The sequence below is a fragment of the Streptomyces sp. NPDC054841 genome (genome assembly GCF_053611045.1).
The window spans coordinates 1-11739 of sequence record NZ_JBSGZO010000264.1 but is presented as its reverse complement, the minus strand read 5'-3'; the positions used below and the strand labels follow the sequence as shown (position 1 = coordinate 11739).

Genomic DNA, 11739 nt, shown 5'->3' with positions numbered 1-11739 from the left:
GCCGGGGCCTGGTCGGACATGTCGAAGCGGACGGAGTCGGCGGCCTCGATCAGCGACTTGGCGGTTTGACGAGTGGTGTCGTCGCTGTACGCCGCGAGGTCGAGCTTCTTGTTCGGGGACAGGAAGCCGCCCGTCTTCGCCCAGACGGCAGCCGCCTCGGGGGTCGCCAGATACTCCACGAGGGCCATGGCGGCCTTCTGGTTCTTGCCGTCCTTCAGAACGACGGCGGCGTCACCGCCACTGACGACGGGCGCCTTGCCGCCGTCGACCGCCGGGAAGGGGAAGAAGGTGGCGTCCTCGCCGATCTTCTTGCCGAACTGGTCCTTGGCGACACCGGCCACGAAGTCGCCCTCGTAGACCATCGCCGCCTCGGGGTCGGGGCCGAAGACCTTCTCGACCGAGCCGGGGAAGTCGGTGCTGAGCGCGCCCTTCTGACCGCCCGCGATCAGCTGCTTGTCGGCGAAGAGCTTGCCGAGGGTGGTGAGCGCCTGCACCACGCTGGGGTCGGTCCACTTGAGTGTGTGCGTGGCGAGCAGGTCGTACTTCTCGGGGCCGGCCTGGGAGAGGTAGATGTTCTCGAACCAGTCGGTCAGCGTCCAGCCGTCCTCACCGGCGACCGCGAAGGCGGGCAGCCCGGAGTCCGAGACGGTGCGGCCTGCCTTGAGCATGTCCGCGTACGACTTCGGCGGCTTGACCCCCGCCTGGTCGAGGGCGTCCGGGCTGTACCAGACGGTCGACTTGTGGGCGGCCTTGAAGTAGAGGCCGTAGAACTTGCCGCCCACGGTCCCGTACGACTTCCACGCGCTGGCGAAGTTGCTCTCGACGGCCTTCGCGGTGGTGTCGGAGAGCGGCTTGAGCCAGCCCTTGTCGGCGAACTGCTGGAGCACGCCCACCTGCGGGACCATCACCACGTCCGGGGCGTTGCCGCCCTCGATCTTGCTGCCGACGACGGTCGAGACGTTGTCACCGGTGGACACGAACTGGGTCTTGGCACCGGTCTTGGCGGTGAAGGCGTCCAGCACCTTCTGGAAGTTCTTCTGCTCGGCGCCGGACCAGACGCCGGCGACGTTGACCGTCTGTCCGGCCAGCGACTTGTCACCGCCGCCCGCGCGGGTGACGGGACCGCCGCCGCAGGCGGTCGCGCCGAGGGCGAGGGCCAGGGCCGTGCAGCTCGCAAGCATGAAGCGTCGTTGCGTCATCGTTGATCTTCCTATCGGAACTGGGGAATTGACGGGCTTTCGGAGGTCGGGGATCACGGGTTGGTGGAGTCGCTGATCCACCAGGCGGCGGTGGATCCGGGCAGTACGCCGTTGGGGCAGGGCCCGCTGGACAGCAGTGGGGCACCCGAGACGGGGGCGGGCACCGGAACGGTGTCGAAGTTGACGGCGCAGACGAGCCCGTCGCCGCGGACGAAGGCGAGGACACCGGGCGGGGTCTCCAGCCAGCGCAGGGTGCCTTCGCCCAGCTGTGGCAGCCCGCGGCGCAGCTGCAGTCCGTCGCGGTAGAGGTGCCAGAACGAGCGGGTGTCGGCCAGCGCGCGGTCGGTGGCGTGCTCGGCGAACCAGCCCGGCTGCGGCAGCCAGGGCTTGGCCCCCTCGGCACCGGAGGTGAAGCCGAACGGCGAGGCGTGCCCCGACCACGGCAGTGGCACCCGGCAGCCGTCGCGGATGCGTGCCCGGCTGCCGGTGCGCCGGAAGATCGGGTCGGTGAGAACCTCGTCCGGCAGGTCCACGACCTCCGGCAGGCCCAGCTCCTCGCCCTGGTAGATGTACGCGGCACCGGGCAGCGCCAGCATCAGCAGCGCGGCGGCCCGGGCGCGGGCGGCACCGAGGCCACTGCCCTCGGTGCCGGACTCGCCGTACCGGGTGACGGTACGGACCTGGTCGTGGTTGTTGAGGACCCAGGTGACGGTGGAGCCGGTGCCCGCGATGTCGTGCATCGCCTCGGATATGACCTTGCGGAACGCGCTCGCGTCCCAGGAGGCGCCCAGCAGGTCGAAGAAGAACGCCTGGTGCAGCTCGTCCGGGCGCACGTACTGGGCGTGTTCGCGCGCGGTCGGTACGGAGACCTCGCCGACCAGCAGCCGTTCCTGGCCGTCCCGGGCGGTGTACTCCTCGCACACGGACCGCCAGTGGCGCCACACCTCGTGCACCTCGGGCTGGTTCCAGGCGAGCGGGTTGACCGAGTCGCGGGTGCGCGCGTCGGCCTCGGGGTCCGGCGAGTCGGGCAGCTCCAGGTGCTTGAACAGCCCGGCCGCCACGTCGATGCGGAAACCGTCGACGCCGCGGTCCAGCCAGAAGCGCAGGGCGTGGTCGAAGTGGGCGCCGACCTCGGGGTTGCGCCAGTTCAGGTCGGGCTGCTCGGGCGTGAACATGTGGAGGTACCACTGGCCGGGGCTGCCGTCCGGCTCGGTGACCCGGGTCCAGGCCGGACCGCCGAACATCGCGTGCCAGTTGTTCGGCGGCACGTCGCCGCCCGGGCCGCGGCCCTCGGCGAAGTGGAAGCGGGCGCGTGCCGTGCTGCCGGGGCCTTCGGCGAGCGCCTCGCGGAACCAGTCGTGCTCGCTGGAGCAGTGGTTGGGGACGATGTCCAGGAGCACCTTGATGCCGAGCCGGTGCGCGTCGGCGATGAGGAGGCCGAACTCGGCGAGGTCGCCGAAGACCGGATCCACGTCGCAGTAGTCGGCGACGTCGTAGCCGTGGTCGTGCTGCGGCGAGGGGTAGAAGGGGCTCAGCCATATGCCGTCGACGCCGAGCTTCTTGAGGTACGGCAGTCCGGCACGGACGCCGGCCAGATCGCCGATTCCGTCCCCGGTGCTGTCCAGGAAGCTGCGGACGTACACCTGGTAGATCACCGCGTCGCGCCACCAGCGGTGCGTGAGGCGGTGCGAGAGGCCGTCGCCGGCCGGGGCTGTGAGCGTCACCCGTTGACCTGTTTCTGCGTGAAGGGGTGCCCGCGACCAGAAGGTCAGCGGTTATGCATGCATGTTAAGTAGGAGTGTCGAGAAGGTGTCAACGGTCACGCAGAAACAACCGAAGAGTTGGGTTTTATGTCCAGATTTATCCGCACTGCTTGAGTCCAGTGCGATGCGATGCCGTTACCTAACAGGTAGGTAGAGCGAGAGGGTGTGAGGCGAGGAGGGGATCAGCCGCGGCGTGCGACGGCCGCCAGCTCCGTGGCCAGCCTGCGCACCGCGGCCGCGGGGTCCTGGTGCTGCGCCATCGCGTCGTGGACGACGGCCTGCACCACGAGGCTCACCTGCTCGTACCGCGCGCTCTTGGGCCGCGGCGCGGCCGCCAGCACACTCGCCCGCAGCGCCGGCAGGTACGGGAAGGCCCGCACCAGCTCCGGGTCCTGGTACAGGGCTGCCCGGACGGGCGGCAGCGCGCCCTCCGTGAGCACCTTCCGCTGCACCGGGGCGCTGGTGAGATACGCGATCAGGTCGCCGGCGGACTCCGGGTGGCGCGCATGCGCACTCACCGCGAGATTCGACCCGCCCAGCACGCTCGTGCCCGCCCCGTCGGGGCCGGGCAGGGGCACGGCACCGAACTTCTCGGCGACCTTGGAGTCCTTCCCCGAGGCGCCCGCGTACGCGTACGGCCAGTTGCGCAGGAAGAGCAGCCGGCCGTCCTGGAAGGCCTGCCGGGACTCCTCCTCCTTGTACGTCAGCGCTTCCTTCGGTATCCAGCCCTCGCGCACCCCGCGTGCGAGGAATCCGACGCCGGTGCGGGCCGCGGCCGAGTCCACGGTCACCCGGCCGTCGTCGCCCAGGATCGTGCCCCCGGCCGAGTAGACCGCCTCGGTGGCATTGACCGTGAGGCCTTCGTACGGGAGGAACTGGCCCGCATAGCCCCCGACGCCGTACCGGGGCGCGATCGTCCGTGCCTGGCGCTCCAGCTCCGCCCACGTCCGCGGCGGACGCTCGCCCTCCCGGTCGAGGATGTCCTTGCGGTAGTACAGCATCCCGGCATTCGTGACATAAGGGACGGCGTACAGCTTCCCGTCGTACGTCGCCGTGTCCGCCACCGGCGGCAGGAAGCTCTTCAGCGCGAAACGGTCCGGGTCCAGCGGGGATATCCATCCCGCGGCGGCGAACTCCGAGGTCCAGGCGACATCGATGTTCAGGATGTCGAAGCGCCCGCCGCCCGATCGCAGTCCCGTGGTCATCTGCGCACGGGTCTCGTCGGCGGAGTCCGGCAGCTCGACGAGGGTGACCTTCTCGGTAGGGTGACTGCGGTTCCAGCCTTCGAGCAGCGGACCCAGATAGCCCGTGAGATCCCCGGCCGTGGCCAGGGTCATGGGGCCGCGTCCGCCGCCGTGCACCGAGCCCGCCGGAGCGCCGCCCGCCTGTGTGCCCGACGACACGTAACCGGTCAGGACGACCACCGCGACCAGGAGGCCCCTACCCGCGGCACGTATCCACCGCATAGGTTCCTCCCTGTACACCGGCGCCGGGCATCTTTGTCCTGCGTCAGGGCATGTATACCCGTTAGGCATGGGCGATACTAGGGCCCGTATCAGATTACGAGAGCGATCCGGGCCACATGACGGACCGTGGCGACGGCCGCTCTCGGCGCACAGGCGGACAACAGGGAGGAGGGGAGCACGCGTGCGTCTGCCCCTCCTGGCTCTCCTCTCCCGGGGCCCCGCCCATGGCTACGAGCTCAAGCAGGACCTTGAGCAACTGCTGGGCGCCGCGTACCCTCAGCCGAACATCGGCCAGATCTATGTGACACTCGGCCGACTGGAGAAGTCGGGACTGATCGAGGGCGAGGAAGTCGCCCAGACGAGCCGGCCCAACAAGAAGATCTACCGCCTCACCGACGCCGGGACGGAGGCGCTGCGCGCCTGGTTCGAGGAGACGGCGGACGAGCCGCGAGTGCGGGACGAGTTCTTCATGAAGCTCGCCCTGGCCCCGCGGACCGGACTCGCCGACCAGATCGCCCTCATCAACAAACAGCGACGCGAGTACCTCAACACCATGCGCAATCTGTCGAAGCTGTCCACGACCGAGAACCGGGACAACCGCATCGCCAACCTGCTGATCGAGGGAGCCATGCTGCATCTGCAGGCCGACCTCGACTGGCTGGAGCGCTGCCAGGAGGAGCTGGAGGGGCTGGAATGAGCCACCCCACCGAACAGGGAGCGCCCGGCCCGGTCCCCCTGCTGCGGGCCGAGGGCCTCGTCAAGACCCACCACGGCGAAGGCGCCCCGGCCCACGCCGTACGCGGAGTCGACCTGTCCGTACGGCACGGCGAGTTCGTCGCCGTCAGCGGGCCCTCGGGCGCCGGGAAGTCGACGCTGCTGCATCTCCTCGGCGGGCTGCAGCGGCCGGACAGCGGCAGCATCTGGCTCGACGGCGAGCGCACCGACTCCTACAGCGAGGCTCGCTGGGCGATGGAGCGGCGGCGCCGGATCGGCATCGTCTTCCAGTTCTTCAACCTCGTGTCGAACCTGACGGTCGCCGACAACGTCGAACTCCCCGCCCTGCTGGCCGGCACCGGCCCCAAGCAGGCCCGCGCCGAACGCGAGAAGCTGCTCGCCGAACTGGGTCTGGAGGGCAAGGCGCGCAGCATGCCGGGCGAGCTGTCCGGCGGTGAGCAGCAGCGCGTCGCCCTGGCGCGGGCGCTCGTCAACCATCCGCGGCTGCTGCTGGCCGACGAGCCCGCGGGCAGCCTCGACAGCAAGGGCACCCGCGAGGTGATGCGGCTGCTGTCCCGCTTCCACCAGCGTGGCCAGACCATCCTGCTGGTCACCCATGACGCACGCCTCGCCAGTGCCGCCGACCGCGTGATCAGCTTCTTCGACGGCCGGATAGCGGACGACGCCGAGCTCGGCGGCACACCTGCCCGGGGCACCGGACTGTCCGGCGTCCTCGAGCTGAAGGACTGACCCGTGCGGGCCACTCTGCGCTGGGCACACGCCGATCTGCGCACCCACCGCGGCGAGGCGCTGTTCATCGTCTCCGCCACTGCGGGAATCGTCGCCGCGCTGCTGCTGGCCGCCGCCCTCTTCGGTTACGCCACCAACCCCTGGCAGCGCGTCTTCGCCCAGTCCCACGGGGCGCACGTCTGGATCCACACCGGGCCGTCCGCCGACGCGGGCCGGCTCGCCGCCCTGGACGGCGTCGCCTCCGTGTCCGGCCCCTACCGCACCGCCTCCGCGACCGTGGCATCGCGCGGCGCCCGGGCCACCGTGGAACTGCGCGGCGCGGACGCGGAACCGCCCGCCACCGGCCGCCCGCTGCTCACCTCCGGCCGGTGGCTGACGCCCGGCACGCCGGACGGCGTCGTTCTGGAGAGCAGCCTCGCCCGCGCTCTGGTCGCCGGGCCCGGCGACACCCTCACGCTGCCCGGCACCGGGCGCACGCTGACCGTCCTCGGCGTCGCCGACACCGCGGAGCCCCGCTACCGCCCCGGCGAGCGCTCCGGCACCGTCTGGGCCCTTCCCCCGGCCGTACGGCAGACGGACGGCCTGCCAGGACACGTCATCGGGCTGCTGCTCGCCGACCCCGGCGACACCGACTACGCCGTCCAGCGCGCCGTCACCGAACTCGGCGCCGGTGCCGTCACCGACGTCTCCAGCTGGCAACAGGCGCGCGCCGAGGCCCAGGGCGACACGAGACTGCTCGGCCAGGTCCTCGGGCTCTTCGGGCTCGGCGCCCTGATCGCCGCCGCCCTCGCCGTCTTCGGCGCGATCAGCACCCGGGTGCGCGGCCACCTCCGCGACATCTCCGTCCTGAAGGCCATCGGCTTCACCCCCGGCCAGGTGGTGCGGGTCTTCCTCGTCCAGCACCTGGCGTTCGCCGCCCTCGGAGCCGTCGTGGCCACCGTGCTCACCGAGACTCTGGGCAGCCGCGTCCCCGGCAGGCTCGGGGAGGCGATCGGCGTCTGGCAGGGACTGCCCGGGCACACCGCCGCCCTGCTCGCGGTTCCCGTCGCCGCGGTGCTCTTCATCGGCGCCACCACCTGTCTCGCCGCATGGCGGGCCGGACGGGTGCCGCCCGTGCCCATGCTCCCCGCCGGGGCCGTCCCGGGCGGCAAGCTGTCGGCACCCGCCAGAAGGGCCCTCGGCCTCGGGCTGCCGCCCGCCCTGGTCCTCGGCTGGCACCGGGCCTTCACACGCGGCCCCCACGCCCCGGCCACCGTCCTCCGGCTGGCCCTGCCCCTGCTGCTGATCACCGTGGCAGTCAGCGCCTGGACGACCATCGCCCGCTTCGACACCAAGCCGGAGGAGCTCGGGCTCGCCGCCGCCCTCACGGCCCGGGCGGACGCCACTCTCGGCGACCGGGAGGCCGCGGCCCTGCTCGACGCCGACCCCCGCGTCGCGGCCGCGCATCCGGGCGTCGAGGTCGCCGCCCTGGTCCCCGGCCAGACCGGGACCATCGCGCTGCGCGGACTGGGCACCCGCGAGCGGCCCTATCCGTTCACGGTGGCCGAGGGACGGGCGGCACACGGCCCCGACGAGGCGGTGGCCGGACAGGGACTGCTCGACCTGCTCGGCGTCCGGGTCGGCGACTGGGTACGGATGACCGTCGGCGGACACCCGCAGATCCTGCACATCGTCGGCCGCAGCATCGAGCCGGAGAACGGCGGCCGCACCGTCTCCACCTCGCTCGACACCCTCCGGGAGAACGACCCGGAGCTGCGTGCGACCCTCTACCAGCTCCAGCTGCGCCCTGGCGCGGACCCGGCCGAGGTGCGCACCGCGCTGACGTACGCCTCACAGGGACGGCTCGACGTCCACGAGGTGACCAGCCCGGCCGACCGGCTCTCCCCGATGCGCGGGGTCGTGGCCGGTCTCATCGCCGTACTCGCCCTGATCGGACTCACCGAACTGTCGACGGCGATCGGCGGGAGCGTACGAGAAGGAGAGCGGGACCTGCTGGCCCTGAAGGCGATCGGGCTGTCGCCGCGCCAGATCACCGCGGTCACCGTGACGGCCGTCGGCTGCACCGCGCTGGCCGCCGCCGTGGTGGGCGCGGCCCTGGGGGTGCCTCTCGCCCGCTGGCTGATCGACGCCGAGGGCCGCTCCAGCGGCATCGGCGCCGGCATCGCCCAGACGCCGTCCCCGCTCCATCTGCTGCTGCTCGCGGTCGCCGCCGTACTGGGCGCGGTCGCCCTCGCCGCGCTGCCCGCCGCCCGCGCCGCCCGCCGCAGACTCGTGGACACCCTCAGCGCTGTCGCCTGACGCGGTGTGGCCGGCGCCGCGTCAGGCAGGCTGCTCGCCCAGCTCCTCCGGCGGGGGCTGTCGAGTGACGACGAGCGGGCTGACGTCCTCACGGACCGTGCGCTCGTTGATCACGACCTTGGCCACGTCTTCGCGGCTGGGGATGTCGTACATGATGGGCCGCAGCACGTTCTCCATGATTCCCCTCAGGCCGCGCGCGCCGGTGCCGCGCAGCATGGACATCTCGACGATCGCCTCGAGCGCGGACCGGCTGAACTCGAGCTCGACGCCGTCCATGTCGAAGAGCCTCTGGTACTGCTTGACGAGCGCGTTGCGCGGCTCGGTGAGGGTCTTCAGCAGGGCGGCCGCGTCGAGGCTCGACACCCGCGCGATGACCGGGAGCCTGCCGATGAACTCCGGGATCAGTCCGAACTTGATCAGGTCGGCCGGCATCACCCCGGCGAACACGTCCCCTTCTGCGGTCCCGTCGGTCCCGTCGTCGTGGGGGATCTCGGCGGCGAAGCCCATACCGCGCCGGCCGACACGGTCGTCGATGATGGTCTCCAGGCCCGCGAACGCGCCGGCCACGATGAACAGCACGTTCGCCGTGTCGATCTGGATGAACTCCTGGTGGGGGTGCTTGCGGCCGCCCTGCGGGGGGACCGAGGCGGTCGTGCCCTCCAGGATCTTCAGCAGGGCCTGCTGCACACCCTCGCCCGACACGTCGCGGGTGATCGACAGGTTCTCGCTCTTGCGCGCGATCTTGTCGATCTCGTCGATGTAGATGATGCCCGTCTCAGCGCGCTTCACGTCGTAGTCGGCGGCCTGGAGCAGCTTCAGCAGGATGTTCTCGACGTCCTCGCCGACGTATCCGGCCTCGGTGAGCGCGGTGGCGTCCGCGATGGCGAACGGCACGTTCAGCAGCCGGGCCAGGGTCTGGGCGAGGTAGGTCTTTCCGCAGCCGGTGGGGCCGAGCAGCAGGATGTTGGACTTGGCGACCTCCACGGGATCGTCGCCGTCCTCCATGCCGCGCACGCGCTTGTAGTGGTTGTAGACGGCCACCGCGAGCGATCGCTTGGCCGTCTCCTGGCCGACCACGTACTGATCGAGGAACTGGTGGATCTCCGCCGGCTTGGGCAACTCGTCGAGGCGGGCCTCGGTGACCTCGGCCAGCTCCTCCTCGATCAGCTCGTTGCAGAGTTCGACGCATTCATCGCAGATGTGCACGCCGGCGGGCCCGGCGATGAGCTTTCTCACCTGCTTCTGGCTCTTCCCGCAGAAAGAACACTTCAGCAGGTAGCCGTCCTCCCCGATGCGTGCCATGAACGTGCCCAGCCCCCCTCCGGATGGTCTCGTCATCCAGATGGTACGGATTCTGGGCCGGGGGACGACGGTGCAAAGGATGCCCCAGGTCACCCGGAGAGTCCCGGGATGCCCGGCGAAGCTCGGGGACGCGGGACGCTCGGGGAGGCTCGGGACGAGGAGAACGATGGCGCGGCTCACCAGGGCGGAAACGCAGGAGCGCACCCGCGCCGAAGGGCTCGGCGCCTGCCACGCCGCCGCGTCGGCGGACGGGGCCCCGACCCTGTCGACCGGTCGCCACACCTGAGCGGCGGATCTCGCCGGATCGACGGGCAGAGGCCTCAGAGGGACTCAGAGGCCCTCAGAGGACCTCGCTGTCGAGGTCGAAGAGATCGAGCAGCGCCTCGCCGTCCGCGTCCGGCGGGGCGCCCTCACCGGGCAGGGGCTGCTCCGCCCAGATGATCTTTCCTTCGGCGGTGTACCGGGTGCCCCATCGCTCGGCGATCTGGGCCACGAGGAACAGCCCACGGCCTCCCTCGTCCGTCGTGGCGGCGTACCGCAGATGCGGCGAGGTGCTGCTGCCGTCGGCGACCTCGCAGGTCAGGCCCTGGTCGTGGAGCAGCCGCACCCGGATCGGCTGGGAGCCGTAGCGAATGGCGTTGGTGAGCAGCTCGCTGAGGATGAGTTCGGTGCCGAACGCGAGTTCGGACAGCCCCCAGTCCGACAGTGTCCTGCCTGCCGCGGCGCGCATCCCGGCGACAGCGCTGGGATCGGACGGCACACTCCACTCGGCGACCCGGTCGGGTCCCAGGGTGCGGGTGCGGGCGATGAGCAGAGCCACGTCGTCCTTCGGACGAGCGGGGAGCAGGGCGTCCAGCACCTCCCGGCAGCTCTCGTCCGGCGAACGGTCGGCATGGGCGAGAGCCTGGCGCAGCAGCTCGATACCGACGTCGATGTCCCGGGTGCGGTCCTCGATGAGCCCGTCGGTGTAGAAGACCAGCCGGCTGCCCTCCGCGATCTGCAGCTCCGCGGTCTCGAACGGCATGCCGCCGAGGCCCAGTGGCGGCCCGGCCGGGAGCTCGGGGAACTCGACGGTGCCGTCGGGGCTGACGACGGCGGGCAGCGGATGCCCGGCCCGGGCCATGGCGCACGACCCGGAGACGGGGTCGTAGATCGCGTAGATACAGGTCGCCCCTGCCATCGCCGTACCGCCGTCGCCGCCCGTCTCGTCCTGGTCGATGCGTCCCACCAGTTCGTCGAGATGGCCGAGGAGCTCGTCGGGAGGCAGGTCGAGCGTGGAGAAGTTGTGCACCGCGGTGCGCAGCCGTCCCATGGTCGCGGCCGCGTGCAGGCCGTGGCCGACGACGTCACCGACCACCAGTGCCACCCGGCTGCCCGGCAGCGGAATCACGTCGAACCAGTCGCCGCCCACCCCGGACTGCGCGGGCAGATAGCGGTGCGCCACCTCGACGGCGCTCTGCTCGGGCAGGGCGCGCGGCAGCAGGCTGCGCTGCAGTGTCACGGCCAGGGCGTGCTCGCGGGTGTAGCGGCGGGCGTTGTCGACGGACACGGCGGCGCGGGCGACCAGCTCCTCGGCCAGGGACAGATCCTCGTCCTCGAACGGGCCGGGTTTCTCCGAGCGCCAGAAGTTGGCCACGCCCAGGACGACACCCCGGGCCTGGAGCGGCACCGTGATGAGGGAGTGAATGCCGTATTCGACGATCGCCTTCGTCCGCTCCGGGTCCTGGGCCCGCCAGCCCATCGCCTGGGACAGGTCCGTCACCACCTCCGCGCGTCCGCTGCCGAGCCCGCGGGCCTGCGGGGTCGAGGGGAGGAAGGCGATCAGCCGGCCGCGTTCGTAGAGGGGGTGGTCGTCCCGGATGCCGCTGACCGCGGTGCGGCGCATGTTCCCGCCCGCGCCGTTCGGCTCGTCCCCGTTGAGGACCGGGTCGGCGAGGTCGACGGTCACGTAGTCGGCGAAGGAGGGGACCGCGATGTCGGCCAGCTCCTCGGCCGTACGTGTCACATCGAGCGTCGTGCCGATGCCCACCCCGGCGTCGTACAGCAGCTTGAGGCGCTTGCGTGCGACCTCGGCCCGGCCCGTCAGGGCCTGGAGCTCCGTGGAGTCGCGGATGGTCGCGACCGTACCCATCGGACCGCCGGGGCCGTCGGTGGGCCGCTGGTTCACCACCAGCATCCGGTCTCCCGCGGCATGGACCTCGTCCGTGGCCGCGCGGCCGGAGGCCAGCAGCTCCGCGGTGGAGGGAT

8 protein-coding genes are annotated in these 11739 nt (G+C 71.4%); 3 read left to right on the top strand and 5 right to left on the bottom strand.

The features are described from left to right. The 3 genes from ACWGI8_RS28410 to ACWGI8_RS28400 all read right to left on the bottom strand — a co-directional run. On the bottom strand, window positions 1-1181 hold a 1181-nt coding region (locus tag ACWGI8_RS28410), incomplete at its 3' end, for an ABC transporter substrate-binding protein (RefSeq protein ID WP_453665149.1). 71 nt (window positions 1182-1252) lie between these two features. After that, window positions 1253-2923 carry a glycoside hydrolase family 13 protein gene (locus ACWGI8_RS28405; RefSeq protein WP_453665147.1) on the bottom strand — a complete coding sequence of 557 codons (1671 nt, stop codon included), beginning with the start codon at window positions 2921-2923 and terminating at the stop codon, window positions 1253-1255. A 221-nt stretch (window positions 2924-3144) separates the two neighbouring features. Then, the gene (locus ACWGI8_RS28400; RefSeq protein WP_453665145.1) at window positions 3145-4428 is read right to left on the bottom strand and encodes an ABC transporter substrate-binding protein; all 1284 of its coding nucleotides are present in this window, start codon (window positions 4426-4428) and stop codon (window positions 3145-3147) included. Between the two features lie 181 nt (window positions 4429-4609). On the opposite strand from ACWGI8_RS28400, the gene ACWGI8_RS28395 reads away from it, so the two are divergent. From ACWGI8_RS28395 to ACWGI8_RS28385, 3 genes are read left to right on the top strand one after another with little or no spacing between them, the layout of a single operon-like run. Next, complete coding sequence (locus tag ACWGI8_RS28395; protein ID WP_453665143.1) at window positions 4610-5125, top strand: PadR family transcriptional regulator; 516 nt, start codon at window positions 4610-4612, stop codon at window positions 5123-5125. Then, window positions 5122-5892 carry an ABC transporter ATP-binding protein gene (locus ACWGI8_RS28390; RefSeq protein WP_453665141.1) on the top strand — a complete coding sequence of 257 codons (771 nt, stop codon included), beginning with the start codon at window positions 5122-5124 and terminating at the stop codon, window positions 5890-5892. Before ACWGI8_RS28395 ends, ACWGI8_RS28390 begins: the two co-directional genes overlap by 4 nt. Before the next feature lie 3 nt (window positions 5893-5895). Continuing rightward, window positions 5896-8190 (top strand): FtsX-like permease family protein, encoded by a 2295-nt coding sequence (locus ACWGI8_RS28385; protein WP_453665139.1) that lies wholly within the window; start codon window positions 5896-5898, stop codon window positions 8188-8190. A 21-nt stretch (window positions 8191-8211) separates the two neighbouring features. Here the strand turns inward: ACWGI8_RS28385 and clpX are convergent, their stop codons facing one another. Beyond that, complete coding sequence (clpX, locus tag ACWGI8_RS28380) at window positions 8212-9492, bottom strand: ATP-dependent Clp protease ATP-binding subunit ClpX (RefSeq protein ID WP_453665137.1); 1281 nt, start codon at window positions 9490-9492, stop codon at window positions 8212-8214. Window positions 9493-9832: 340 nt separating this feature from the next. Further along, the coding region (locus ACWGI8_RS28375) for a SpoIIE family protein phosphatase (protein WP_453665135.1) at window positions 9833-11739 on the bottom strand (1907 nt) is incomplete at its 5' end.